Genomic DNA, 26,918 nt, shown 5'->3' with positions numbered 1-26,918 from the left:
ATGGGAGATACGAACATGACAAAGGGCGCGTGTCTTTGCGGGACGGTCCGCTTCGAGATCGACGGTCCGTTCCAGACCATGCTGAACTGTCACTGCTCGATGTGCCGCAAGTTCCACGGCACAGCGTTCGCAACGGCGGTTGTCGCGCCGCTGCCCGGCTTTCGCTGGCTCGCCGGCGAGGACGCCATCCGCTCGTCTTGCGCGAGCGACCGTCGCTCCTTCTGCGGCACCTGCGGCTCGGCCACGCCGATGCTCCGCCCCGAGAGGCAGCTCGCCGTGCTCCATGCCGGCAACCTGGAGGGAGATCTCGGGATCGAGCCGCAGTTCCACCAGTTCGTCGGCTCCAAGGCGCCCTGGTACACGATCACCGATTCCCTGCCGCAGTTCGAGGAGTGGCGGCCCGAGATGCAGGCTCCGGTCGTCTCGCGCCCCGCGGTCCAGCCCAGAGAGGGCGTCACCCAGGGGAGCTGCCTGTGCGGCAGCGTGGCCTTCGAGCTCGACGGCACGCCCCTCCGCATGGTGAGCTGCCACTGCAAGCGCTGTCGCCTCGGGCGCAGCGCCGCGCACGCGACAAACGTCTTCGTCGCCCTGGACAGCTTCCGCTGGATCCACGGTGACGCGCAGATCGCGAGCTACAAGGTGCCCGACGCGCGGTTCTTCACCGTCGCCTTCTGCACGCGCTGCGGCGGCGCGGCGCCGCGCCAGTCACCCGAGCGCGGCTTCGCCGTGGTGCCCGCGGGCACGCTCGACACCGATCCCGGCATCCGCCCCGCGGCCCACATCTTCGTCGACTCCAAGGCGAGCTGGTTCCCGATCACGGACGACCTGCCGCGGTTCGCCGAGTACCCGCCCCAGGCCTGACGAACGCGTCACGCGATCGGCCAGCCCCATCAGGCGAGCGGGCGCCGTCCGGCCCGGAGCGCGTCTCGCTGAGCGAGCAGCCAGGCGCGAGCCTCGCTTTCCGTGTCAAAGAAGTGCTGCGGGTAGGGGTGTCCCGTGAGCATCTGCACGCCCTTCCCAAGGAGCATCACGATCGCGCGCAGGGAAAAGCTGGCTCCGATGAGCGCGACCGCATCGACGCGCGACCTCCGCACCTCTTCCGTTATCACCTTGCGCGCCGGAGCCGGTATCGGGCCCATGTGACGCATGTCGGCGAGCACCAGGGCGTCGCGGCCGCTCTCCGCCACGCGCCGGACCGCGCCGAGGATGGCCCGCGCTCCGTCTTCCGTGAGCTCGCCCTGGACCTTCACCCACAGGATGCCGTCGGGCTCCTCGCGAACATCGAAGCTCACGTCCTTGCGGCCTGGATCGCTCATGCTCGGGATGTTAGCGCCGCTGCTGGAAAGAATTAAGCGCTTCACACCGACGAGGGCTGAGCGGGCGGCGGCAGCCGCGGAGCTCGGCGCACGGCTCATTCGCCAGCGGCCGCTCGGGCTCGCGTGGCCTCGCGGCCATCCGGGCCCGGCTGGATGTCCGAGGCGAGCCCCACCGCCGCGAGCGCGCGGATGAACAGGAACGCGAGGTCGTGCTGCCCCGGCGCGATCCCCTGGCGGGCGGCGCGCGGGAAGGCGTGGTGGTTGTTGTGCCACCCCTCGCCGAACGTCACGACCGCCACCCAGCCCACGTTGCGGCTCTCGTCTCGGGTATCGAACGCGCGGCTGCCGAAGCGGGGCGCGTGGCAGGCCGAGTTCACCAGGTAGGTCGCGTGCATCCAACACACGAGCGGCAGGAAGAACACGAAGGGCACCGCCGCCCAGCCCAGGGCGAGCCCCGCGAGCAGCACCGTCGCCGCCTGCGGCGCGAACCGCCATCGGAGCAGCCACCGATAGTAGGGATCGCCCACCAGATCGCGGCAGTATTTCTCCGGATCGCGGGGATCGGTCGAGCCATCGTCGATGATCCACCCGATATGGGCGTACCAGAGGCCGCGGCGCGGCGAGTGGACGTCGCCCTCGCGATCTGTGTGCGCGTGGTGGCGCCGGTGGGTCGCCGCCCACGCGATGGGGCTGCCCTGGCCGCTGATCATCGCCACCGACACCAGCGCGTACTCGACCCATTTCGGGCAGCGGAACGAGCGGTGAGAGAGCAGCCTGTGCAGGCCGACGACGGTGGAGAGCTGGAGCGACGCGTACAGCGCTGCGGCGAGGGCGATAAGGCTCGCCCGGATCGGCAGGAACAGCCCGAGGGCAGCCAGGGCGTGCACCAGGGCGAAGTAGGCGATCGCGACGAAGCGCGCGCGGCCCTTCATGGCAAAGCTCCCCCTCGCCTCACGCGACCGCGCTGGAGCGGCCGGACCGCCGGGGCCCGATCCGCGCGAGGCCGCGCGGATCCGCGCGGCAGGACGACGCGTCGATGCGCTGCGGCTCGAGGCCGAGCTCCTGCATCTTCGCCGCGTCCCATGCCTCGATCGGATCGCGCCCGGCGATGTAGCTGCGCGAGCGGTTGGCGAGCGGCGCGCGCAGGCTCATCACCTCGGGCGCCGACATCACGACACACGCCTTGTAACGGGGCAGATCGCTCGTCATCAGCCGGCTCCACACGTGGCGGCCCACGTTGCGGAGGCTCCCCAGCGCGCGGCTCAGGCGCTGGAAATGGTCGATCACCTCCGAGGGGTGCATCCGGGCCGGACGGTGGCAGAGGGTATACCCGTCGAGGTCGCGGCTGATCACCCCGGGCAGGAGCCGGCCCTCGGCCGCCACCTGGGCGAAGAAGGGCGTCTCCGGGTACGGGCAGACGATCCCCAGGAAGGTCGGGCAGTGATCGCCGAGGTCATGGAGATACTCGGGCACCCGCGCGAGGTATTCGTTGGTGTCCCCGTCCGCGCCCACGAGGAGGCCGAAGGAGAGGACGATCCCGCTCGCGAAGGCCCGCTGGACGACCTCCCGGACCTCGCTCAGCTTGTTCTGACCCTTGTTCATCGAGCTGATCGACTCGGGGTTCAGCGACTCCAGCCCGGTATAGACGTAGCGGCACCCTGCCCGGCCCATGAGGCGGACCAGCTCCGCGTCGCGCAGCACGTTGAACGTGAGCGCGCAGCCCCAGATCTTCTTGAGGGGCATCAGCGCCTCGCAGAGCTCCCTCAGGTAGCGGGGCGAGCCTCCCAGGTTGTTGTCGAGGAAGCTGAATCCATCGTTGGTCAACCCCGGGATGCGCTCGTTGAAGATCATCCGGTCGCGGATGTCCCGGATCACGTGATCGATGGGCCGATAGCGATATTGCTCGTGCCCGGTCAGCACGCAGAAGTTGCAGGAGAAGGGGCAGCCGCGCGACGCCTCGATGCCCGGCAGGCGGAGGAGGTTGGTCCGGTAATCGATCAGATCGTAGCGGTAGGTGGGGATCTGCGCCGGGGGCACCGGCGGGAGCGCGTAGACGGGCTTGAGCTCGCCCCGCTGGAAGTCCGCGATGAGGGCCGGGAGGTTGGCCTCCGGGTCGTCCGCGACCACAGCGTCGAAGTGCTGCAGCGCGTCCTCGCGGAAATGGCTCGCGTGCCGGCCGCCGGCGACGGTGGTCATGCCTTGCCGCCGGAACAGGGTGGAGAGGACCTTTGTGTGCTCGTAATAGGCGTGCAGGTACGAGAAGAACACCAGGTCCCAGTGGCGGTCGAGCGGGATGTCCGCTTCCTTCTCGTTGTAGAGCTCGATCTCGGCGTCGGGCGGACACAGGGCGGCGAGGAGCTCGGGGACAGCCGATTGCATGATCGAGCGCTCCTTGCGGAGCAGGCGGCTCGGGTGCGTATAGGTCGAGATGATCGCGATGCGCATCGAGGGCACTCCGCGTTCAGTTCAGGACGTGTCACCCTCTCGAGTCAAGGCGGCCGGAACAAGGGAGTGAGCAGGAGCACCACGAATGCGCCATGCGCTGGGCAGGGATCAGTCCAGGGAGTACTCCACGCGACACGAGAACACAGGAGGAACGTTGGCCGGGTCAGCGGGATAGCTTCCACGGTGTCCACGATGACACTCAGGTGGCGAGCTACAAGCATGGAACGCTGCACCTCGGCTATAGATGCGTTCTTCCTTCCCCGCGCACCCGTGGACGAGCAAGCACGATTCGGCGGACGCTGCGCTCGTTTCTGGCGGCTCGCGCCGGGCGACGCAGTTGCGTGGTTGAAGATCATCGGGTCGCGGATGTCCCGGATCTCATGTTCGATCAGACGAGAGCGAACCTGTTCGTGCCGTATCAGCACGCAGAAGCTGCAGGAGAAGGGGCAGCCACGCAAACCTCGATCCCGGGCAGGCGGACGGGATGAGTCCGGTAATCGACCAGGCCGGAGCGGCAGGTGGGGACCTGCACCGGCGCAACCGGCGGGAGCGCGTAGACGGGCCGGAGCGCGCCCCGCGGAGGGTGGATCGGGTCGCCGGCGCCCCCTCCGCCCCAACGGCGGCCGGGTCCCGGGCCCCGCCCCAATTTCGGAGCGATCGCCGAACGATCGCCATCACGCCCCCCCAACCAGGGTGGGTTGCGTCCCGCCTGCTTCGTCGGGTCGCGGCGACGAATCGCACGATCTACGTAATATATATTACAATATATGACGAGTTCATCCATGAATCGGAGCATTTGCTCGCGCAGCATCCCGGGGTCCGGGTGTCGGCCGGATTGGCCAGGCGTGACTCCATGGAAACGTGACATTCACAATGCACGAACTCGCATAATGTGAAAGTGGCCGCGGCTGTTTGCTTCGGCCATTTCTTCCCATCATATTCGAACGCCAACAGGTGTCATCGTGCGAAACCTATCCTTGTTCCCGCGGGTCCTCTCGCGCGCGGGGTATTCTCTTCTTCGGCATCACCACATTCGATGGACGGCGACCATGGCGCTCGCGACCGCCTGCGGCTGCGGCGGCTCGGCAGAGCCTGGCGAGCTCGGGACCGCCGAGCTCGGGACCGCCGAGCTGGCCGCCTCCCTCCCGAGCGGACGCGTGGTCATCAGCCAGGTGTACGGCGGTGGGGGCAATTCTGGGGCCGTGTACACGCACGACTTCGTCGAGCTGTTCAATCGGTCGAACAGCCCGGTGTCGCTCGCGGGGTGGTCCATCCAGTATGCGAGCGCCACGGGCACGGGCGCCCTCGGGGCCACGACGACGCAGCTCACGGAGCTGCCCGCGATCACCCTCCAGCCCGGACAGTACTTCCTCGTGCAGGAGGCGGGGGGCTCGGGGAGCGGCGCGCCGCTCCCCGCCGCCGACCTCGTCGATGCGACGCCCATCAACATGAGCGGCTCGGCCGGCAAGGTCGCCCTGGTCCGGCAGGCCACGGGCCTCGGCTGCAACGGCGGCACGGCGCCCTGCTCGGCGGCCCAGGAGGCGCTGATCGAGGATCTGGTCGGTTTCGGCGGGGCGAGCTACTTCGAGGGCGCCGCGCCGGCGCCGGCGACCGCCAACGCGACGGCGTCGCTCCGGCAGGGCGCTGGCTGCCAGGACACGGGCAGCAACGAGGACGACCTCTCGACCGGGACGCCCACGCCCCGCACCACATCGACCGCGGCGCTCGCCTGCGGCGGCGACACCCCGCCGGCGGTGACCGCGACGGCGCCCAGCGACGGCGCGACCGGCGTCGACCCGGCCGCGAGCCTGAGCGTGACGTTCAGCGAGGCGGTGGTCGTCGCGGATGCCTTCGAGCTCTCCTGCGCGGGCAGCGCGCGCTCGATCGCGGTCAGCGGCGGCCCCCTCGCCTTCGCGCTCACGCCGGCCGAGCCGCTGCCCTACGACGCCGCGTGCGTCCTCGTGGTCCGGGCGAACGGCGTGCAGGAGCAGGCCCCTGGGAGCAACGGGACGATCGACCCCTTGCCCACCGACGTGTCGGTCTCGTTCACCACGGGGCACGCGGCGCTGGCGGTCGCGATCCACGACATCCAGGGGCGCGCGCACCTCTCGCCGCGTTCGGGCGAGGTCGTGAAGACGACGGGCCTCGTGGCGACCCTGCGCAGCAACGGCTTCACCGTGGAGTCGCCGGCGCCGGACGGCGATCCGGCCACCTCCGAAGGGCTCCTCGTCTTCACGGGAGCCGCGCCGTCGGTGAGGGTCGGCGACCTGGTCGAGCTCACCGGGGAGATCACGGAGTACCGCGCCGGCTGCGCGGACCCGTGCACGCCCTCCCGCGGCAGCGCGTACCACAACCTGACCGTCACCGAGGTTGCCCGCCCGCAGATCACCGTCCTCTCGAGCGGCCATGCGCTGCCGCCCCCGGTCTCGATCGGCTTCGCGCCCGGCTCGCGCCGTCCTCCGACGCAGACGATCGAGGACGACGCCAGCGGAAGCGTCGAGGCCGCGAACAGCTTCGACCCCGAGGCCGACGGCATCGACTTCTGGGAGAGCCTCGAGGGCATGCGGGTGAGCGTGAACGCCCCGGCCGTCGTAGGCCCCACCCGCGAGTTCCCGAGCTCCGGAACCGCGGAGATCGCGCTGGTCCCGGGCGACCGCGGCGCAACCACGGACGACGCGGCCGGCCTGCGCAGCGCACGCGGGGCGGTCGTTATCAGCCCGGGCGATTTCAACCCGGAACGGATCCTGCTCCAGGTTCCCCTGCGCGCATCGGCGCCCGCGCTGGACGTGGGCGCGACGTTCGCCGGGCCCATCGTGGGCACGGTCGACTACAACTTCGCCAACTACAAGCTCCTGCCGGTCGACGAGGCGCTCCCCGCGGCGACCTCGACGCTCGCGCGCGAGGTCGCGTCGCTCGGAACGCGAAGCGCCGAGGACCTCGACGTGGCCGCGTTCAACGTCGAGAACCTCGATCCGGGCGATCCGCAGGAGAAGTTCGATCGCCTCGCCCGGATCCTCGTCGACAACCTCGGTGGCCCCGACCTCGTCGCGCTCGAAGAGGTCCAGGACAACAGCGGGCCGACCAACAATGGAGTGGTGGACGCCTCAACCACGTTCGCGCGGCTGATCGCAGCGATCGCGGCCGTTCCGGGCGGACCTGCCTACCAGTTCCGCAGCATCGATCCGACCGACGGCACGGATGGCGGGGAGCCCGGCGGCAACATCCGCGTGGGATTCCTGTTCCGGACCGACCGCGGGCTCGAGTTCGTCGATCGCCCTGGCGCCGGCGCCCTGACGCCGAACGAGGTTGTCGGCGGCGGCGCGGGCGGCGTGTCCCTGCGCTACAGCCCCGGCCGCGTCGACCCGGGCAACCCGGCCTTCGCCAACAGCCGCAAGCCGCTGTCATGCGAGCTCCGCTGGAACGGCCAGCCGCTGTTCGTGGTGGCCAACCACTGGAACTCCAAGGGCGGTGACGAGCCGCTCTACGGGCGCTTCCAGCCCCCGACCCTGACGAGCGAGACCCAGCGGCGGCAGCAGGCCACGGTGGTCGCCGGCTTCGTGCGGCAGATCCTCGACAGCGATCCGTCCGCGAATGTGGTCGTGCTGGGCGACTTGAACGACTTCCAGTTCTCGGCGCCGGTCGGGATTCTGAAGGAAGCCGGGCTGATCCCGCTCATCGAGACGCTCCCGCCGGAGGAGCGCTATACGTACGTGTTCGACGGCAATGGTCAGGCGCTCGACCACGTGCTGGTCAGCGCCAACCTGGTTGGGCCGAAGCTCGTGGGCTTCGACGTCGTCCATGTCAACGCGGAGTTCGCCGATCAGGCAAGCGATCATGACCCCGGCGTCGCGCGGTTCCGCATTGCGTCCGCCCCGGACGTGGACGGCGACGGCGTCCCCGACGCGAGCGACAACTGCCCGGTCGAGCCCAACGCCTCCCAGGTTGACTCGGACGGCGACGGCCTCGGCAACGCCTGCGACCTCGAGTGCGTCAGCGTGCGGCGCGGCGCGTTCGGCGGCGTGCAGGACTCCTTCGTCGAGGGTCCCACGACGGGCTGGGCGTACGGCGCGTATCCCTACCTCATCACCACCGCGAACGCAGTCCAGCCGGCCACGGCGGTCCTGGCCTACGATCTGTCGTTCATCCCGCCGGGCTCCAGCGTGACCTCTGCGACGATATCGCTGTCCTATGCCTGGAAGCCCGAAGGCAGCGTCGTGACCGTGCACCGCGTGGACGGCGCCTGGGAGGAGTCCACCCTCCATGGGGGCGGGTTCAGCGGATACAGCCCGGCCGTCGAGGCGTCCCTTACCACGCTGGCGCAAACCGATGCGTTCGTAACCGCCGACATGACGTCCGTCGTGCAGGGCTGGGTCAATGGCGCGCAGCCGAACCACGGTGTCGCGCTGGTCGACGCGAGCAACAGGACCGACTTCCGCGCGAGCGAGTATCCCGACGTCACGCGCAGGCCGAAGCTCGACGTCTGCTATCACGCTGCCGAGTAGCCAACCGCCTCGACAGCGCATGCCCGCCCGGCCCCTCTCGGTGACATCGCTCAGCCGCCACGCCGCCCGTGGCTCCCGCGCCTGCGCCGCAGGAAGTCGACCAGCGACCCCCGACCAGCGACCCGACTCAGGTTGACGCGACCCGCGCCGCGACCCGACCCAGGTTGACGACCCGCGACCCAGGTTGACGACTCGAGGTTGACGACTCGCGCGTGACCTCGCGCTCCGCGATCCGACCCAGGTTGACACCATGCAATCCGACCCAGGCTGACACCATGCATTAGCGCCCCCAACCCAGGTTGAGGCATCGCTATGCAACGGGTTGATTGCGTCGACCTGGGTTGACCCGAGGTGCTCCACTCGGGATGTGAGTCCGGATCCCGGAATCACCCACGCTCATTCATCTGGGCAGCGCTGCACAAACGGACTTCCGCCCGCTTCGCCTTATCAAAATGGCCGCTCCCTGCAACGAAGCATCAAAGCCATCGCTCGCCATTCACCACTTGGCTGAGCAGCGCCTACACCGTGAGCACGACATCGGTCACGCAAACGCCGTGAAACGTACGCATCCACCACGTCCCCGCCGGGAATACGGCGCTGCGTACGCCCGCACGCCATCGTTCGAGCGCTGCGCGGTACGACATGCGAAACGCACGCACAGCGGCCGCTGCGACTCGCCACGCGCCCCCCTGATGACGACCGACCGCGAAGACCGGATTGCGATCATGCAGCGCCTCGAAGCTCGTCGCTCGCTCGTAAGGGGAGATCTTGCTGGCTCGTTCGGCACCCAGGAAGCGGCGCCCTTGTCGCCGCACCTCCGCATGGGCCTGAGCCTCTTGTCGCTCGAGTTCGGCGGCGACCTCCCTTCGAAAGATCTCCCCGCTGTCCTGTTGGATGATGGGCGGCAGCGCGAGCGGGAGCGCGACTTCCTCCGGCCACTGCGGATTCTCCGGGTCGAGATACACCGTGGGCCGAGCCGCACGTAGGACGCCATGGCCGAGCTCGTCCACGTTCACCTTGGCGCCCGGCCAGTCACGCGCATGTCGGACAAGACCAGCAGCCACGGGGTTCGCGAGGACGTAGGCGATCTTTTCCACCACCGCCGCGCGCGTCAGCAGGCGCACAACACTCGTAGCCTCGTGGTCCCATACTGGCCCTTCCCAGGTGCGGAGTACCTTCGTGCCAAGTGCAACGATGCGATGAAAGAACTGCAGAAATCGTGGCAGAACGCCATTCACGTCGGTCACGACGACGTGCAGATGCGTGGACATTGCACAGAGCGCATGGACCTCGATGCCGAAGCGACGGGTCGAGAACGCAAGGGTGTAGACCAAGAGCTGGGTGATAGCCGCATCGGGGCGGAAGAGCAGATGCCGGCGCAGGACGCGACGGGTGATGAGGTAGGTGGCGCCGGCAGCGATCTCACGGGGCTGGCTCATGGCCGGCGGACATCAACAAACTCCGTGCCGGAGGTGAGGGTGAATAGTTTCAAGAACTTGCGTCGCTCCGTGGGTGGCGTGGGTGGCGGCCGCCAGGTGGTCCGCCACGCTGGACGGCTGCTACACACCATTTCGGGCTGGCTGCTACCCGCCTATGGTCGCTGCTGCTAACCCAGCCGCGGTCCGCCCCAACCTGGGTCGTCATCTCGTCGGTCCGCCCCAACCTGGGTCGTCATCTCGTCGCAGCCCCAACCTCGCAGCCCCAACCTGGGTCGGGCGGCCCCCGGTCACTCAACCTGGGTCGGGTCACCCGCCAGCCCCAACCTGGGTCAGACGGCCCCCGGTCACTCAACCTGGGTCGGGTCATCCCCCTGCTGCTAACCCAGCCGCGGTCCGCCCCAACCTGGGTCGTCATCTCGTCGCAGCCCCAACCTGCGCAGCCCCAACCTCGCAGCCCCAACCTGGGTCGGGCGGCCCCCGGTCACTCAACCTGGGTCGGGTCACCCAACCTGGGTCGGGTCACCCGAGGCCGCTCATCATCATGGAGGGCACGAGCGACGGCTGGAACTGCCCGAAGTGCGTCTATACGACGATGAAGTACACCCAGATGATCTATGAAGCGCTCGGCTCCAAGGACTACCTGGGCTTCCCCCACCCGAACCATGGCCACTGCGCGCAGGCGGGGACCTTCGCGGTGGATTACTGGAACAAGCTCGTTGACCGGTTCCTCAAGGGACAGTCCGTGAGCACGGCCGATCTGTTCACCGAGAGCTTCACGTTCGACGCGGCTAGGTGGCAGGACGGTAACATTCCCACGCTGGATTGAAACGGGCCCCGGGCCAGCGCGTCACTTCACGCCAGCGCGCCGCAGCACCTCGGCGCGCTCGGCGTCGGTCGGCTCGCGCTGGCAGTCCTTCCCGGCGCTCTGCAGGACGTCGAGCTGGCGGACGAGATCCGGGGGATCCACGCTCAGGCACCCTTCCTCGAACTCGGAGCACTCGGCGACCGAGAGCGCCGTCCCCGCGACATAGCGGCAATCGGGATCGCCGGGCGGGTATCTCAGGAACGTGGAGGCCTTCGTGAGGAGACATGCCGCGTCCGACGGCGTGTTCGCCTTCTTGCAGCGCGCGGCGGCGATGCGCGCCATTCGCTCCAGCTCGGCCCCTTGATACATGGGGACCCGAGGGCGGGCGGGCTCAGCGCTCGCGGCGCCGGCCGCCCGCGGGCCCGCGGCCGGCTGCGGCGTTCCGGAACACGCGCTCGCGAGGAGCGCGCACACGCCGGCGAGGACAAGCAAGGACCCCCCAGACATCATCCAGCGAGACGTACCACGCCCGGCTCATCGCCCGCAATCCAGCGCGCCTCCTCCGGCGCTCGCCGTCCGGACCTCGCGAGGGGCCGCAATGGCAAGCCGGCGCGCGCGTGCGCTTCAGTACGACAACTGAACTTCGGCGTTCGTTCCAAGCGCGACGATGCGGGGAGAGCGCTGCGGGCGGCGCGGTGATATGCGCTTTGAACGGTCACAGCGGCGTGCAGAGGAGATGAGATCGCACGAAGCGCATGGGGTGTGCTTGCTCGCCCAACCTGGATGGGGACGCAAGTCGCTCCCAACCTGGGTGGGTCGCAGGTCGGGGTCGGGTCGCGGCGCGCCCAACCTGGGTCGGGTCCGCAGGTCGGGGTCGGGTCGCGGCGCGCCCAACCTGGGTCGGGTCCGCAGGTCGGCCCAACCTGGGTCAGCTCGCCTCCACTGGGTGAGCTCGCCCAACCTGGGTCGGGTCCGCAGGTCGGCCCAACCTGGGTCGGGGCACGGCTCTGGTCGGGGCACGGCTCAACCTGGGTCAGCTCGCCCAACCTGGGTCAGCTCACCCAACCTGGGTCACCTCGCCGCCGGTTGCCGCTCTTGCGAGGGTGGCAAGCGAGGAGGCAAGCTCCTCCTCGATGCTCTCCCACAGCGTGATCGACGGCCGCTTCGAGGTGAATGCGCTCGCCGGCGCCGGAGGGATGGGGACGGTCTACCGGGCCCACGACCGGGCGAGCGGCGCGATTGTGGCCCTCAAGCTCCTGCGCGAGGCCGACCCGCATGCGGCGGCGCGCTTCGCCCACGAGGCGCGCGTGCTCTCGGGCCTCGAGCATCCCCACATCGTGCGCTACGTCACCCACGGGACGGCGCCGTCGGGGCAGCCGTACCTCGTGATGGAGTGGCTCGCGGGGGAGACGCTCTCGGAGCGCCTCCTGCGCGGCGCGCTGCGCCTCGAGGAGGCGCTCGCCGTCGTGCACGCGGCCGCCGAAGCGCTCGGGACCGCGCACGCGCGCGGCATCGTCCACCGCGACGTCAAGCCGAGCAACCTGTTCCTCGTGGATGGCTCGATCGAGCGCGTGAAGGTCCTCGATTTCGGGATCGCACGCCTGCATGGGACGGCGACGCGGTTGACGCAGACGGGCACCGTGCTCGGCACGCCCGGGTACATGGCCCCGGAGCAGGCGCGGGGGAGCTACGCGCTGCTCGACGCGCGCGCCGACGTCTTCTCGCTCGGCTGCGTGCTGTTCGAGTGCCTGACCGGGCTCCCGACCTTTTACGGGCAGCACGCGATGGCGCTGCTCGCCAAGCTGCTGATGGAGGAGCCGCCGCGCCTGCGGGAGCTGCGGCCCGAGATGCCCGCCGAGCTGGACGACCTGGTGGCGCGGATGCTGGCCAAGGAGCCGGCGGCGCGGCCGGCCGACGGCGCGGCGGTGGCGCAGCTCCTCGACTGGATCAGGGAGGCGAGGGGCCACGCGGCCTCGGCGGATCGGAGCGTCGCGCCGATCACCGGCGACGAGAAGCGCCTCATCTCGGTCGTGGCGGTCCAGCCGGCCCGCGAGCGCCCGAGCCCCACGCAGGAGACCGTGCCGCTCAACGCGGTGTCCCTCGACGCGCTCGCACAGGTGCGGCTCGTCGCGGCCCCGCTGGGCGCGCGGGTGGAGCAGCTCTGCGATGGAACGGTGGTGGCGACGGTGACCGGCGCGGGCAGCGCGACCGACGTGGCCTCGCTCGCGGCCCGCTGCGCGCTGCGGATCCGCGCGACCCTGCCGGCGAACGCATGGAGCGTCGCGCAGGTGACGGGCCGGGCCGAGGACACGGGGCGTGTGCCGATCGGCGAGGTGCTGGAGCGGGCGGCCTCGCTGCTCGAGGCGCGCACGCCGACCGGCCGCGAGGAGCGCTACGAGGGCGTCCAGATCGACGCGATCACGCTGGCATTGCTCGACGTGCGCTTCGATGTGCTGGAGCAAGGCGGCGCGCTCTGGCTGCTCGCCGAGCGCGAGGTCGGCGAGGAGGCGCGAAAGCTGCTCGGCAGGCCCAGCCCCTACGTGGGCCGCGACCGTGAGCTGCGCGGCCTCCTCCAGATCGTCGAGGGGAGCTTCGAGGATCGGCAGGCCGCGGCGGCGCTGGTGACGGCGGCGGCCGGGATGGGCAAATCGCGCCTGCGCCACGAGCTCTTGGAGCTGCTGAAGCGGCGCTACCCCGCGATGGACCTCGGCGTGGGCCGCGGCGATTCCATCGGCGCGGGCTCGGCGTTCGCCATGCTGGCCGGGGCGCTGCGCAACGCGCTCGGGATCGCCGCGGGCGAGGCCGCCCCGGTGCGCCGCGAGAAGCTCGAGCGCGCCGCGGGCCGCCTCCTCGCAGAGGCCGATCGCCCGCGGGTCGCGGCGTTCCTCGGGGAGCTGATCGGCGCGCCCTTCCCGGACGAGGACGGGCCGCTCCTGCGGGCAGCGCGGCAGGCTCCGGCGGTGATGGCGGAGCACATCGAGCAGGCGTACATCGATCATGCGCGCGCCGTGACGGACGCGCAGCCCATGCTGGTGGTGCTGGAGGATCTGCACTGGGGGGACGCGCCTTCAGTGCGGATCTTCGATCGGGCGCTGCGCGCGCTGAGCGATCGGCCGTACGTGGTCATCGCCTTCGCGCGGCCCGAGGTCCATGACCTCTTCCCCCGGCTCTGGACGGATCGGGGGCGCTCGGAGCTCCAGCTGCGCCCCCTGCCCGCCCGGGCCGCCGAGCTCCTCGTGCGGAGCGCGCTCGGCGAGGCGATCGACGCGCAGACCGTCGCCGCCATCGTGGCGCAGGCCGACGGCAACGCGTTCTACCTCGAGGAGCTGATCCGCGCGGTCGCCGAGGGGCGCGCCGGCGCGCTGCCGGAGACGGTGCTGGGGATGGTGGAGGCGCGGCTCGCGGCGCTGGGGTCAGAGGAGCGGCGGCTGCTCCGGGCCGCGAGCGTCTTCGGCGAGGTGTGCTGGGCGGAGGGCGTGCGCGCCCTCTCGGGCACCCCGGCGCCCGGCGCGCGGGAGAACGATGCCTGGGCCGCGCTCTTCGAGCGCGAGATCCTCGAGCGCCGTCCGGCGCCGCGCTTCGTGGGCCAGGACGAGCTCGCGTTCCGCCACGCGCTCTTGCGGGAGGGCGCCTATGCGATGCTCACCGACCGCGACAGGCGCCTCGGGCACAGGCTCGCTGCGGAATGGCTCCTCCAGGCGGGCGAGCAGGATCCGATGGTGCTGGCCGAGCATTTCGAGCGCGGCGGGGAGACGGCGCGGGCGGCGGAGTTCTACCTGCAGGCGGCCGAGAAGGCGCGGCGCGCGGCCGATGGGCCGGCGGTGCTCGCGCGCGCCCGGCGGGGTATCGCCTGCGAGCCCGCAGGGGAGGTGCTGGCCGAGCTCCATAACCTGCTGTCGGAGCAGCTCTTCCACCTGGACGACCTGGCGCAGTCCTCTACGCACGCGCTCGCGGCGCTGGAGAGCTCGTCGCCCGGCAGCGAGCAGCACGGAACAGCCATGACGTTCGGGCTCTTCGTCGCGACCCATGCGGAGGACCGGCAGGTCGCCCGCGACCTGGTCCAGCGCATGCCCCCCGCAGATCTCCCCCTCGATCCCCGGCAGGTGGCGGTGACCTTCAACCCCTTGGCCTTCTACGCCCTGCTCCGGGAGGGGATGCCCGACCTGGCCTGGCGATACCTGCAGAGGATCGAGCAGGACGTGGCGCCGATCGTGGGGGACGATCACACTGTCGGGGCCTCGGTCAGCCTGATGCGGGCGTGGTGGTGCGCCCACGCCGAGCGAGATGAGTGGGCAGCGCGCCAGCAGTACCGCGCCGCGAAGGATCACGTCGAGGCCCTCGGCGATCGCTTCGGCATGAAGATGATGCGAGTGTATGCGGCCCTGGACGAGCTGATGCTCGGTGCTTTCGAGCTCGCCGGGCAGAGTGTCGACGCGTTGTTCGCGGAGGAGCACGCGCCGGCCTACGTCGAGTTGACGGCGCTCTCGTTCCGGATCATGGGGATGCTGGAGCAGGGGCGGGTCACGGAGGCGCACGAGCAAGCCGAATCGCTGCTCCGGAGGGCCTCGGCCTCCAACGGTTTCGCGCACATGGCGCAGGCGCGCCTGCTCCTCTCGGAATGCCGCCTGAAGCGAGGGGATCTCGCCGGGACCGAGGAAGAGGTGCGCGCCGTCGGGGATGCCGCCAGGCTGGTGCCCTTCCTTCAGTCCGTGCGCCTCTCGCTGCTCGCCGAGATCCGGCTGCGGCAGGGGCGGGCGGCGGAGGCCGTCGAGCTGGCCCGCGAGGCGTTCGCCCTGGAGCGGTCGACCGCGTGTCTCTTCGCGCTCCGGCAGGAGGTGGTCCCCGTGCTGCTGGCCGAGGCGCTCCACGAGAACGGCGAGGTCGAGGCGGCCCGTGAGGCCCTCCGCGAGGCGCGCGCCGAGCTGCTCGCCCGCGCCGACAAGATCGCGGATCCCGCCTTCCGGACGAGCTTCCTGGAAAACATCAACGCCCACGCGCGCACGCTGGCGCTGGCGCGCGCGTGGCTCGAGACGTGAGCAGACGGGCGCGGCGCGACGAGGTAGAACCAGCCGCAGTGAGCAGGGAGGGAACCGTGGCTGCCGCGAAATCCACCCGGAACGATGTGCAGAGCGCCCTGGAGCTCGCGGTGTTCGCCGGGGGCCGCGTGACGCGGCACCCGCTGCCGGCCGAGGGCCGGGTGTCGCTCGGCCGGTCGACGGAGAACGACGTCCAGATCGGCGACAGCTCCGTCTCGCGCCGGCACGCGATCATCCACCTCGGCCCGCCCATCGCGATCGAGGACCTCGGGAGCGCGAACGGGACCCGCCTCCGCCGCGAGCGCAGCGCTGGGCCGACGACCAAGCTCCTCGAGCTCCAGCCCGAGCAGGGCAAGACGATGGAGCTCTCGGTCGGGGACGCGGTGAACCTCGGCTCGACGCTCATCGTGATCCTGCCGCGCGAGGGCGCCGCGGGCGCGGCGCCGGGCCAGGGCCAGCCCATCGTGCTCGACGCGGCCATGGAGCGGCTCTACGCGCTGGCCGAGCGCGTGGCCGGCGCGCCGATCACCGTGCTCTTGCTCGGCGAGACGGGCGCCGGCAAGGAGGTGCTGGCCGAGCACATCCACCGGCGCTCGCCGCGCGCGCAGGGCCCCTTCGTGCGGCTCAACTGCGCGGCGCTCTCCGAGTCGCTCCTCGAGAGCGAGCTGTTCGGCCACGAGCGGGGCGCGTTCACGAGCGCGGTCCACGCGAAGCCGGGCCTGCTGGAGACGGCCGAGAAGGGCACGGTGCTGCTCGACGAGGTGGGCGAGCTGCCGCCCGGCATCCAGGTGAAGCTCCTGCGCGTGCTCGAGGACCGCAAGGTGATGCGCGTCGGGGGGCTGAGCCCGCGGCCCATCGACGTGCGCTTCCTCTCGGCGACGAACCGCGATCTGGCCGCCGAGGTGAAGCGGGGCGCCTTCCGGGAGGATCTGTTCTTCCGGCTGAACGGCATCGCGCTGACGATCCCGCCGCTCCGGGCGCGCACCTCCGAGATCGCGCCGCTCGCGCGCGCGATCGCCGACCGGACTGCGAGCGCGCTCGGGCGCCCGGCGCCTGCGTTCGCCCCCGAGACGCTCGCCGCGCTGGAGGCGCACCGCTGGCCCGGCAACATCCGCGAGCTGCGCAACGTCATCGAGCGCGCGGTCGTGCTCTCCGGCGGGGACACGCTGCTCCCGGAGCACCTCCTGCTCGACGCCGCCGCTGCGCCGCCGCCCCTCGAGGCGCGCCCCGTGACGCCCCCCGTCGAGGCGCGCCCCGCGGCGGCGCCCGCCGAGGCCACGGCGCACGCCGGCGCGGTCCCCTCGGCCGAGGGCGCCGGCGGCTTACGGAGCGAGCTCGACGCCATCGAGCGGCGGCGGATCGTCGATGCGCTGGAGCAGTGCGCTGGGAACCAGACGCAGGCCGCGGCGCTGCTCGGCATGCCCCGCCGCACCTTCGTGGCCCGGCTGAGCGCCTACGGCATCCCGCGGCCGCGCAAGGGCAAGCCCACGCGCTGACGCGGCGGCTGTTCTCGGCCAGAGCGCTCCGACGTCCAGGCCGGTTGGGCGGCGACCACGCGAATTGAGCGAGCTTCGCTCAAGTGGCGCCAAGAGGGCCCGACTGGCCGCGGGTATCCCGCGAGATCGCCTGTGGTTCCGGTGGCACGCGCGCTGCTGTGTGGGCCGACGAGAGCCGGGCTCGATATCCCGGCATCAAGAACGAAAGGATGTTGCCATGAAGAACCTTCTTCTCGCGCTCACCGTCTCCCTCTTCGCGTCGTTTACCCCTGCATGCGTCGCGACATCGGCCGAGGATGCCGAGGTCGAGCCGGATCAGGAGACGACCGAGGAGAGCTCTCAAGAGCTCGTCGTGTGCCCCGGGAGCGGCACGTGCGACAGGGCCTACAGGTATTGTCAGGATCCCCGGAGCACCCCCAGCTGGTGCGAGATCCTGACGCGTTGCCTCGAGTGCGGCTACGACCCCTGATAGAGCGCGAGGCGGCGCGTCCCTAGCGCGCTGCCGGACGGCGCCTCACTTCGAGCCTGCGAGCTTCAGCAACTCTGTCCGCTCGTCGTCCGTCGGCTCGCGATGGCAATCCTTGCCGGCGGTCTGCAAGGCCTCGAGCTGGTGAACGAGATCCTTCGCGTCCACGCTCTGGCAGCCCTCCTCGAAATCGGAGCACTCGGCGACGGACAGCGCGGTCCCCGACACGTAACGGCAATCCGGATCCTCGGGACGGAATTTCAGGAACGGCGTCGCCTCGCTGAGGAGGCACGTCGAGTCCGAGGGCGCATTCGCCTTCTTGCAGCGCGCGGACGCGACGCGGGCCACCCTGCGCAGCTCCTCTGCGGGATAGCGGCGGCTCCGGGGACCGGCAGGGCTCGCCGCGGCGGCGCCGCCAGCCGGGGCCGCCGGCTCAGCGGCGGCCACCGCCGGGGCGCCATCCTTCAGGCTCCCCGGCGTGGAGGGCGAGAGCGGCGAAGAGGAAGCGCATCCACAGGCGAGAAGCGCGGCAACTGTGATGAGATGAGTTCCCCCGACCTTCATGGGCGACACATATCACACCTTGTCTCGCCCCCGCAATGCATACCTCACCTGCCGAGCGCCACTTCGGCACGTCGAGTATTCCAGTACATATAAAATTTTTCGTCGACAACACCCCGTCCAGGGACGAGCGGCGGTCGGCGCTCCGGGGCTGTCGCGAGCGCGCCCGCGCGCGGAGCGCGGCGTCGGGCGGCGCTCGCGCTCGCTCCGCTCGCGCAGGTCTTGCTCAAGTCGAGCGGGGGTGACTCGACCTGCGGCGCCGGCGCGCGAGGGCGCCTTGGATCTGGCCCGGATCCTCGTGTCCTCGCGGTGGCACGACGCCTGCTGAAAGGCCAATCGCCGCGCGCAGAGCCGCTATCTCGGCAGGAGAGCGCGCAGGCGACCCCGAAGGAGCTCTATCATGATGCGTGCATTGTTCGTTTCGCTGTCCGTCTCGTTGCTCGCTGGTTGCGTTGCGTCGCCCGCTGGAGAGTCGGCCGAGGAAGATCTCGTCCCGGAGAACGTGGTCGCGCAATCGGACCAGGCGACGCTGAGCGCGGCGCTGTTCGAATGTCCTCCGGGGAAATGCGACAAGGCCCTCCCCTCCGCGGAGCCCTGGTGGACCATCAAGCGCCGCCCCGTCCTGGACCATCATTATCTGGCGGCCCCCGGCGCCGGCGTCGACGCCGCGGGAGAAGCCGCGGACGGCGACGCGGTCACCTTCTCATCGGCGGAGACGTTTCGTTCGGAGACGCCGTTCTACACCCCGCCGCACGTCGGCGGCGACGCCGACTTCGGCGGGCACGGGCCGCGCGTCGAGCTGGAAGTGGAGCTCCACATCTTCAATGGCAACGAGGTCTGGGCCTCCGTCCAAATCGACGCCCTCGAGACGAAGAACGACTGGACGCACGCGGCGGGGACCGACTGGGTCCACCTCTACACCGCGTCCCGCGACATCGCCGAGATCCTCGGCCCCACGCACTTCGAGCACGAGTACATCGACTCGGACCACGCGCACGACCTCTACTCGTTCCCGCCCGGAAACCTGGTCTCCCTGCTCGACTATGTCGGCGATACGAGGGGCAACGAGGCGGGGTCCAGGACCGGCGTCCGCGTCGTCTTCCATCCGATCACGCTGGGTCTCCTGTGAGCCCCCGGCGCGCACGCAGGCACTTTCATCTCCGGATCTGGGCCGCGAGGACGAGCCGCCCGTCGTCGTAGCGAGCGCACACCTGGTAGTCAGGGTCGGCCCCCGGGCCTCGATCGAGCGCGTTCGCGATCACGCCGAGCAGGTTCGGCCATGTGCCGGCGGCCGCGATCGCATAGGCGGCCCAGCCTGCCTCCTTGAACGCGGTGACGGCCTTCTTCGGGTCGTCGAACCCCTTCCCCGGATCGCCGAACGCCGCGCGGAGCGCGGGCAAGAGCTCCTTGGCCGCCGCATCGCCGGCAGCGCATCGCTCGGCGGCGAACGCCCTCTCGACGCCGGCGCGCGAGGCGTCCGTGAGAGCCCATGACCCGACGAGGCGGCTCCGCTTGCCCTGCACGGTGACCCCGAGGGTGCCGTCGCTCGCGAGCCTGCGCGCCGGCGCCGCGAGCCAGAGGTTCTGCCGGGCCTCGGCGAGCCCCTGGACAGCGATCGCCGGCACCAGCTTCGGGTCGACGGAGCCCTGAGCGAGCGCGCCTGCGATCTGGCCGTAGCCGAACGTCACGCCCAGCTCGCCCAGCCGCTCGGCGTCGAGGCACACCGACACCACGGGGCTCGCGTCGAACCTGGAGCACCGGCCCTCCGGGCCTCCCTGCTCTTCGCCGAACGCGACGAGCTCCTTCAAGACGGCCGGATCGGCGCCGGGCAGGAAGAGCGGCATCACGACGTCGAGCCGGAGGTCCGTGCCGTCCGCGTAGGCCGCGACGGCGGCGAGCCTGCCTTGCGCCACGCCGAGCGGCGCACGGGCGCCGAAGCCGGCGCAGCGCGCGGCGCCCGGGCACGCGTCCAGCGGGGCGCCCGCGAGCACGTCGATCACGGGCGCCAGGGCGCGCCGAGGGTCCGCCCCGCCCGTGAGCGGAACCAGTATCCGCAGCCGCATCGCGTCCGGCGCGTGCGAGCGAACGATCTTCTCGAGCGCCTTGCCCGTGGTCCCCTTGGCCACGGCGTCGACGACCGCGCGCGCGCTCTTCTCGGGCGCGGGCACCAGGGCGCCCAGGATCGGCCTGCGCGGATCGACGCCGGCCTTCGCGAGCATCACGTCCGGTGGATCCTGGCTGCCGAGCGCGCGGTTCGCCTCGCCAAGGACCTCGACGAGCTCGGGCAGGTACTGGACGGCAACGTCGAGATCGCTGTTGCGAAGCGAGAAGTAGATCGCCGCGCCGGGCGGGAGGTCCGCGATCTGCTCGGCCGACGGTGGCAGCGGCTCGGGCGCAGCCGCCCCGGGCGCGGGGTCGCCCGCCGCCGCTTGCCCTGGCGCTGCTGCGGGGGCGCTCGCCGGCACGCTCAACCGCGCCGGCGCCGCGGCGGTGCTCGACGAGCTTGCATCGGTCGAGCCTGGTCGCGCGGCGCAGGCCGCGCTCCCGGCGCCGAACGCGATTCCTGCGCCGAGGAGGACGATGGGGAGGAGCTCTCGGAGGGGCATGACCGGCCTCCATGCCCGCGACGCCGCCGCGCCACAAGCCACGTGTCTCCCGCCCCGCGGGAACGTCCTGGCGTCTTGTCCTTGCGCTCTTGGGTGGGCCCTGGCTGGATGGAGGCGCCGGTGGCGTCGGCCGCAAGGCAGAAGGCTGAGGAGCTCCGCGTGTCGGTCAAAGACCATCTCTCCATCTCCCCCGAGGTCAGGAAAGCGCTCGCTGACGGCCGTCCGGTAGTGGCGCTGGAATCGACAATCATCACGCACGGCATGCCGTATCCGCAAAACCTCGAGATGGTGCAGCGCGTGGAGGCCGTAGTCCGCCGGAACGGGGCCGTGCCGGCGACGATCGCCATCATGGACGGCAAGCTCAAGGTGGGCGTGAAAACCGAAGATCTCGAGCGGCTGGCCAAGGCGGGCGGCGAGGCGGCCAAGGCCTCGCGGCGCGACGTGGCGGCGCTCCTGGTCTCGGGCGCGATGGCCGGAACGACGGTGGCGACAACGATGATGGCGGCGGCCTGGGCGGGTATCCGTGTCTTCGCCACGGGCGGCATCGGCGGCGTGCATCGCGGGGCGGAGACGACCTTCGACATCTCCGCCGACCTCGAGGAGCTGAGTCAGACGCAGGTGGCGGTGGTCTGCGCGGGGGCCAAGTCGATCCTCGACATCCCCAAGACGCTGGAGACGCTCGAGACAAATGGCGTGCCGGTCCTGGGCTACAAGACCGAGGATTTCCCGGCCTTCTGGGCGCGGCAGAGCGGGCAGAAGGTGGACCATCGGATCGAGAGCGCCGAGCACGCGGCCAAGGTCATCGCGCTGCAGTTCGAGCTCGGCCTGGGCGGGGTCCTTGTTGCCAACCCGATCCCCGAGAGCCATGCCTTGGACGCCAGGGCGATCGAGGCGCGGATCGAGGAGGCGATCCAGGGCGCCGAGGCAGCGGGCGTGAGCCGCAAAGACCTGACACCGTTCCTCCTGAAGCGCATCTTCGAGCTCACCGAGGGCAAGAGCCTCATCGCCAACATCGCGCTGGTCGAGAACAATGCGGCGGTGGCGGCGGAGATCGCTGCGGCGCTGAGCAAGCTCGGCGCCGAGCCCAAGGCAAAGCCGAAGGCCAAGGCATGAGCGCGGCCGGCCGCGTGCTCGTGGTGGGCGACGTGATGACGGACGTGATCGTCCGTCCCGAGGGGCCGCTCGTGCGCGGCTCGGATCGGCGCGCCACGATCCAGAGCCGGCCGGGAGGCTCAGCGGCGAACCAGGCGGTGTGGCTCGGCGCGATGGGAGCGAAGGTGTCGTTCGTCGCCCGGGTGGCGGCCGGCGACAAGCCTCGACTCGAAGCCTATTTCAAGGGCTTCCATGTCGATCCCATCCTCGCCGCCGACCCGCAGAGGCCGTCGGGCGTGCTTGTCGTCCTCGTCGACGCCGACGGGGAGCGGAGCTTTCTCACCGACCGTGGGGCGAACCTTGCGCTCGAGCCTTCGGACATACCGGTGCGGCTCCTGGACGAGACGCGGCTGGTGCTCGTCTCGGGTTATTCGCTCTTTGCCGAAGGGCCTCGGCGGGCCGTGTCGTGGCTCGCCGAAGAAGCGCGGCGGCGCGGCATCCCGATCACCATCGACGCCGCGTCGGTGAGCTTCCTGCGGGAGCTGGGGGTCGGGAGTTTCCTTGAGTGGACACGAGGGATGTCGACGCTGCTCGCCAACGCCGACGAGGCGGAGGCGCTCTCGGGCACCGGTGATCTCACCGAGCAGATGATCGCGCTGGGGGCCTATTTCGAGCGGGTGATCATCAAGCGCGGGGCTCGTGGCGCGGCGGTGGGCGGACGGCATGGCCTACGCCTCGACGCGCCGGCGCCTCCGGTGGAGGTGGTGGACACGACCGGGGCCGGCGACGCGTTCGCCGCCGGGTTCATCGCCGCGGAGCTCGAGGGCACGGATGAGGCAGAGTGCCTGCTGCGCGCGATCGAGGCGGGATCGAAGGCGGTGAAGCAGCTGGGCGCGCAGCCGGGGTAGACGACACGCTGGCCTGACGCGCCCCGCGGGCGTGGCGTCGCAAGGCGCGTGCGTCGCTGCGATTCCCCTCGGCCTCGGCGCGGCCTGCTGTCACATCCGCTTCAGCGCATACGCGATGCCGCTCCGCAGCGTCCCCGCCGTGATCAGGCCCCGCAGATCGACGTCCAGCTCGATGAGCGTCTGCGCGATCGCCGGCTGGATGCCCGTGAGCACCACCTGCGCACCGAGCAGCCCGACGGCGCGCGCGGACTGCACGAGCATCTCGGCGACCTGCACGTCCACCGCCTTGACGCCCGTGATATCGATGATCGCGATGCGGGCCGAGTGCCTCTCCACGCCCTCGAGCAGCGTCTCGACGATCCGGCTCGCCCGCGCGCTGTCGAAGAAGCCGATGAGCGGCATCACGAGCACCCCCTGGGCGATCGGCAAGAGCGGTGTCACCAGCTCCCGTATCGTGTCCTGCTGCGCCGCGATCAGCTCGTCCCGCGCCGCCTCCCGCTCGCGCTCCGCCGCCTTGACGCGCGTGATGTCGACGGATATCCCCGCGATCGCGCCTTCCGGAATACCCTTCCCCCAGACCGGGAACTTGATCGAGTAGAACGTCTTCTCGCCTTGGGCGTGAGGGACCGGATCCTCGGCCTCGAACGGGGCGCCGTTCCTGCGCACGAGGTTATCGACGTCATTGTAAATAGACGCAACTTCCGACGGAAAGAAGTCGCCATCGGTCTTTCCGAGCATGCTGCCCGGGGCCGCTCCGGCGAGCTCCTCCACCGAGCGGCTCACCAGGAGAAAGGCTCCTTCCCGGTCCTTCGCATACAAAAGGACGGGCGCGTGATCACAGAACATCGCGAGCAGCGCCTCGCTCCGGTGGAGGTGCTGCTCGCGGCGCTTTCGCTCCGTCACGTCCTCGGCCGACAGGAAGATCTCGCGCGCGGATCCATCCTCGCTTCGCGCGAAGACCTCCGCGCGCACCGCGAAGATGCGCTCGTCTCCCTCCCGGCTTCGCGCCCGGAGCTCGCCCTCGATCACCTCGCCGTCCCGCGCCCCCTTCAGCCGCTCCGCGCTTGCGGCGAGGCCGGCGATGTCCTCCGGATAGATCCGCTCCGAGAGCGCCTCCACGCCTCGTGTCGAGAGCTCTTCGTCCGTACAGCCGAGCGAGCGGGCGAGAGCGGCGTTGTGTGCGATGAGCCGCCGCTCGTCGAGGCCCACGACACACAGGATCGTCGGCGCCGCGTCGAGCATCCTCTGGGCTCGCGCGCTGAGCTCGTCCTGCTGCTCCCTGGCCCTTGTCTCCTTCATCGCGGCAGGCCTCTCTTCATGGCGGCTCCTTCCAGGCCCGGGCGGCGAACGCGCGGGCCAGAGCTAGACCCATGATACCCACTGCGCGCGCGCGGCGAAATCGAAGACGCGGCGTCACCTCCCTGTCGCGGCCGCCTGGCGCGGCCGCTGCAGCCCCCCCGCGCAGACGACGATCGCGGCGCACGTCACGCAACGTGGCCTGCCGCACCGAACAACGCCGGGCTCAGGGGAGCAAGCTGCACTTCGACAAGGGCGTCCGGTAGTCCATCGCCTGGGTATTTCGCTCGAACTCCTCCAGGTTGTTCGGACAGACGACGTACCAGCCAGCGTCGGTGAAGGGGCTCACTTGCCGCTTGGTGGTGGCCAGATCGTACGCGAGCATGACGGTATCGTAGCCCCAGCCGAACAGCTTCTGACCGAGGAGCACGTCCACGTACCCCGCGCGCATGCGATCCATGTACTCCGGCAGCGTATCGAACGCCACCGAGTGAATGGTCTTCTCCTTCGCCCTCGCGGTGAGCTGCGGCGCGTTCTTCTCGAGGTCGGGCTCGCCGAGGAGCTTGCTGTAGGAGAAGAAGAAACCCGTGATCTCCGGGTCCTCCACCAGGGCCTCCTCCGCGGTCTTCGCGCAGAAAGGGTTCGCGTAGTCGCAGCACACGCAAGGGAGGCTCACGGCGTTCGTCATGTTCGGGTACTTCGCCAGCGCCTCGTTGAACCCGGCGAGCCGGTCGATGAAGGTGCCCGCGGGGGTCGGGGTGTAGACTCCGTTACCGTCGTCATCCATCATCGTCTGAAGGGCGACCTTGCCGGTCTTCCCGTTGATTGTCGCGAGCGCATTCATGAGGAAGGCAGCAGCGGCCTTGTTGTCCATGCCGTAGTAGGTGTGGCGCTTGCTGGCCGGAGCGTCGCCGCCGTACGTGACGACCTTGATGCCGGCGTCCACCGCCTTGTTGATGAGGTCGGTCTCGCAGTCCCCGCTGAAGACATCGACGGAGATCGCATCGACCTTCATGTCGATGACCTCTTGCAGCACGTCCATCTGCGGCCGGGCAAGGTAGCAGGCGTCGTCGGGGTCCAGCGGCTTGCCGTCGTCCGTGAGCTCCGGACATTCAGGGTCCAGGATCATCACGTTGACCGGCCGCGCGCTCGTCGTCGACAGCTCGCTCTGCGCCTGTGCGGCGCCCGCGCGCCCCAGATCGTGGAACCGATTGCACTTGTTGTGCGTGATGTAAGCGATGGTCAGCGGCGCTTCCGTCGTGTCTTCGCTCGAGCTGCAGGCGAGCACGCAGGTCGCCAGAAGGATGCCCCCAGAGATGGCGCGATGGTACATGAATCCCCTCCTCTTCTCGATATCGTTCGATCCGTCTCACCGTCCCCTGACGGCTCAGCGCGGCTGAGCGCGCGCCGACCTCCGGGACCACCCTGCGACGGCGCGCGCTCCGCGCGCCTCGCCCTCATTCGCGGCGCAGGCTGCGCGGCTCCTGTCCGCCACCAGCTTGCACGACCGGATACGCATACGCGATGCCGCTCCGCAGCGTCCCCGCCGTGATCAGGCCCCGCAGATCCACGTCGAGCTCGATGAGCGTCTGCGCGATCGCCGGCTGGATGCCCGTGAGCACCACCTGCGCACCGAGCAGCCCGACGGCGCGCGCGGACTGCACGAGCATCTCGGCGACCTGGGTGTCCACCGCCTTGACGCCGGTGATGTCGATGATCGCGATGCGGGCCGAGTGCCGCTGCACACCCTCGAGCAGCGTCTCGATGATCCGGCTCGCCCGCGCGCTGTCGAAGAAGCCGATGAGCGGCATCACGAGCACCCCCTCGGCGATCGGCAACAGCGGCGTCACCAGCTCCCGTATCGTGTCCTGCTGCGCCGCGATCAGCTCGTCCCGCGCCGTCTCCCGCTCGCGCTCCGCCGCCTTGACGCGCGTGATGTCGACGGAGATCCCGGCGACCGCGCCCTCCGGGATGCCCTCGCCGCGGAAGGGGAATTTGATCGTGTACAAGGTCCGATCGCCCTGGGCCTGCGGGACGATCTCCTCGGCCTCGAACGGGGCGCCGTTCTTGCGCACAAGGTTATCGACGTCATTGTAAATAGACGCAACTTCCCACGGACAGAAGTCGCTATCGGTCTTTCCGATGATCGCGCCCGGGGTCGCCCCGACGAGCTCTTCGAATGCTCGGCTCGCCAGGAGGTAGGCGCCGTCACGGTCCTTCGCGTACATGAGGACAGGGCCGCGATCGCAGAGCGCCGCGAGCAGCGCACCTCTCCTGTCGCGGCCCTGCTCGCGGCGCCTTCGCGCTGTGGCGTCCTCGGCGAAGACGACGACCTCGCGTACGGCGCCGTCGTCCCCTCGGGTGAAGACCTGCGCGCGCACGGCGAAGATGCGCTCTTCTTGCCCTCGTTCGACGCTCCGCGCCCGCAGCTCGCCTTCGACGACCCCGCCGTCACGCGCCGCGGCGAGCTCGGCCGCGCGCGCGGCGAGGCCGGCGAGATCGTCGGGGTGAATGGCCGCCGAGAGCGCCTCGACACCCCGCGAGAGGAGCTCTTCTCCCGTGCAGCCGAGCGCCCGGACGAGCGCGGCGTTGTGCCCGGTGAGCCGCGGTCCCGTGAGATCCAGGACACACACGATCGCCGGCAACGCGTCGAGCATCCGCTGGGCTCGCGAGATCGTCGCGCCCTGCGCCGGGCTGGCCTCGGTCTCCTTCATCGCGGGCAACACGGGGACTTCCATCGAGCGCTTTCCGCCCGGTCAGGGCAAGAGGTCGCACGTCATCTGAGGCGTCCGGTAACCGTGAATGCCATCAGAGAGCTCTCGATAGCGCACGATCCCCTCTTCACGATGGCAATGCAGCGGTCTAGCTCAGCTTCATTATTACGACTAAGTGAAACAAAATCGGCTGTCAATGCCTTTTCCGTCCTCGCTCATGACGATGCTGACCGCGC

At 70.2% G+C, this 26,918-nt stretch carries 19 protein-coding genes; 9 read left to right on the top strand and 10 right to left on the bottom strand.

Going from position 1 to position 26,918, the window contains the following annotated elements; translation table 11 throughout:
* Positions 1-15: 15 nt before the first annotated feature.
* The gene (locus tag WME90_RS03970) at positions 16-861 is read left to right on the top strand and encodes a GFA family protein (RefSeq protein ID WP_437279722.1); all 846 of its coding nucleotides are present in this window, start codon (positions 16-18) and stop codon (positions 859-861) included.
* 29 nt (positions 862-890) lie between these two features.
* Here the strand turns inward: WME90_RS03970 and WME90_RS03965 are convergent, their stop codons facing one another.
* The 3 genes from WME90_RS03965 to WME90_RS03955 all read right to left on the bottom strand — a co-directional run bounded on the left by WME90_RS03965 (position 891) and on the right by WME90_RS03955 (position 3,761).
* Positions 891-1,316: an STAS/SEC14 domain-containing protein gene (locus tag WME90_RS03965; protein ID WP_437279721.1), complete on the bottom strand. Its 426-nt coding sequence runs from the start codon at positions 1,314-1,316 to the stop codon at positions 891-893.
* A 95-nt stretch (positions 1,317-1,411) separates the two neighbouring features.
* Positions 1,412-2,248, bottom strand: coding sequence for an acyl-CoA desaturase (locus WME90_RS03960; RefSeq protein WP_437279720.1), 837 nt, complete (start codon positions 2,246-2,248; stop codon positions 1,412-1,414).
* Between the two features lie 19 nt (positions 2,249-2,267).
* A complete protein-coding gene (locus tag WME90_RS03955) occupies positions 2,268-3,761 on the bottom strand; it encodes a B12-binding domain-containing radical SAM protein (protein WP_437279719.1) in 1,494 nt (497 codons plus the stop codon).
* A gap of 1,049 nt (positions 3,762-4,810) precedes the next feature.
* Here WME90_RS03955 and WME90_RS03950 point away from each other — a divergent pair.
* A complete protein-coding gene (locus tag WME90_RS03950) occupies positions 4,811-8,263 on the top strand; it encodes a DNRLRE domain-containing protein (RefSeq protein ID WP_437279718.1) in 3,453 nt (1,150 codons plus the stop codon).
* 518 nt (positions 8,264-8,781) lie between these two features.
* On the opposite strand, the gene WME90_RS03945 is transcribed toward WME90_RS03950, so the two are convergent.
* Positions 8,782-9,702, bottom strand: coding sequence for a transposase (locus WME90_RS03945; RefSeq protein ID WP_437279717.1), 921 nt, complete (start codon positions 9,700-9,702; stop codon positions 8,782-8,784).
* A 607-nt stretch (positions 9,703-10,309) separates the two neighbouring features.
* Between WME90_RS03945 and WME90_RS03940 the strand changes: the two genes are divergently transcribed.
* Entirely contained in the window at positions 10,310-10,528 is a 219-nt protein-coding gene (locus tag WME90_RS03940; RefSeq protein ID WP_437279716.1) for a hypothetical protein, read from the top strand.
* A 21-nt stretch (positions 10,529-10,549) separates the two neighbouring features.
* On the opposite strand, the gene WME90_RS03935 is transcribed toward WME90_RS03940, so the two are convergent.
* Entirely contained in the window at positions 10,550-11,017 is a 468-nt protein-coding gene (locus WME90_RS03935) for a hypothetical protein (protein ID WP_437279715.1), read from the bottom strand.
* A gap of 623 nt (positions 11,018-11,640) precedes the next feature.
* Here WME90_RS03935 and WME90_RS03930 point away from each other — a divergent pair.
* From WME90_RS03930 to WME90_RS03920, 3 genes are all read left to right on the top strand, one after another.
* On the top strand, positions 11,641-15,543 hold the full coding sequence (locus WME90_RS03930) for a protein kinase domain-containing protein (RefSeq protein ID WP_437279714.1): 3,903 nt from the start codon (positions 11,641-11,643) through the stop codon (positions 15,541-15,543).
* A 56-nt stretch (positions 15,544-15,599) separates the two neighbouring features.
* Positions 15,600-17,039: a sigma 54-interacting transcriptional regulator gene (locus WME90_RS03925; protein WP_437279713.1), complete on the top strand. Its 1,440-nt coding sequence runs from the start codon at positions 15,600-15,602 to the stop codon at positions 17,037-17,039.
* A 217-nt stretch (positions 17,040-17,256) separates the two neighbouring features.
* Positions 17,257-17,508 carry a hypothetical protein gene (locus WME90_RS03920; protein ID WP_437279712.1) on the top strand — a complete coding sequence of 84 codons (252 nt, stop codon included), beginning with the start codon at positions 17,257-17,259 and terminating at the stop codon, positions 17,506-17,508.
* 45 nt (positions 17,509-17,553) lie between these two features.
* Here the strand turns inward: WME90_RS03920 and WME90_RS03915 are convergent, their stop codons facing one another.
* Positions 17,554-17,952: a hypothetical protein gene (locus tag WME90_RS03915; RefSeq protein ID WP_437279711.1), complete on the bottom strand. Its 399-nt coding sequence runs from the start codon at positions 17,950-17,952 to the stop codon at positions 17,554-17,556.
* A gap of 514 nt (positions 17,953-18,466) precedes the next feature.
* Between WME90_RS03915 and WME90_RS03910 the strand changes: the two genes are divergently transcribed.
* Positions 18,467-19,195: a hypothetical protein gene (locus WME90_RS03910; protein WP_437279710.1), complete on the top strand. Its 729-nt coding sequence runs from the start codon at positions 18,467-18,469 to the stop codon at positions 19,193-19,195.
* A 25-nt stretch (positions 19,196-19,220) separates the two neighbouring features.
* Here the strand turns inward: WME90_RS03910 and WME90_RS03905 are convergent, their stop codons facing one another.
* On the bottom strand, positions 19,221-20,672 hold the full coding sequence (locus WME90_RS03905) for a hypothetical protein (protein WP_437279709.1): 1,452 nt from the start codon (positions 20,670-20,672) through the stop codon (positions 19,221-19,223).
* A 159-nt stretch (positions 20,673-20,831) separates the two neighbouring features.
* Between WME90_RS03905 and WME90_RS03900 the strand changes: the two genes are divergently transcribed.
* Together WME90_RS03900 and WME90_RS03895 are read left to right on the top strand one after the other, a co-directional pair.
* Positions 20,832-21,785: a pseudouridine-5'-phosphate glycosidase gene (locus WME90_RS03900; protein ID WP_437279708.1), complete on the top strand. Its 954-nt coding sequence runs from the start codon at positions 20,832-20,834 to the stop codon at positions 21,783-21,785.
* A complete protein-coding gene (locus tag WME90_RS03895; RefSeq protein ID WP_437279707.1) occupies positions 21,782-22,672 on the top strand; it encodes a carbohydrate kinase family protein in 891 nt (296 codons plus the stop codon). The genes WME90_RS03900 and WME90_RS03895 overlap by 4 nt, the downstream gene beginning before the upstream one ends.
* 90 nt (positions 22,673-22,762) lie before the next feature.
* Here WME90_RS03895 and WME90_RS03890 read toward each other — a convergent pair whose 3' ends face one another.
* The 3 genes from WME90_RS03890 to WME90_RS03880 form a co-directional block, all read right to left on the bottom strand.
* Positions 22,763-23,971, bottom strand: a complete 1,209-nt coding sequence (locus tag WME90_RS03890) for a PAS domain-containing protein (RefSeq protein ID WP_437279706.1) — start codon at positions 23,969-23,971, stop codon at positions 22,763-22,765.
* Between the two features lie 223 nt (positions 23,972-24,194).
* Positions 24,195-25,301 carry a substrate-binding domain-containing protein gene (locus WME90_RS03885; RefSeq protein WP_437279705.1) on the bottom strand — a complete coding sequence of 369 codons (1,107 nt, stop codon included), beginning with the start codon at positions 25,299-25,301 and terminating at the stop codon, positions 24,195-24,197.
* Positions 25,302-25,425: 124 nt separating this feature from the next.
* Entirely contained in the window at positions 25,426-26,706 is a 1,281-nt protein-coding gene (locus WME90_RS03880; protein WP_437279704.1) for a PAS domain-containing protein, read from the bottom strand.
* Between the last annotated feature and the right edge of the window lie 212 nt (positions 26,707-26,918).

The organism is Sorangium sp. So ce375 (assembly GCF_051473855.1).
Taxonomy (GTDB): Bacteria; Myxococcota_A; Polyangia; order Polyangiales; family Polyangiaceae; genus Sorangium.
Note: the sequence above shows the minus strand (reverse complement) of the source record. Positions and strands in the feature narration are given on the sequence as shown.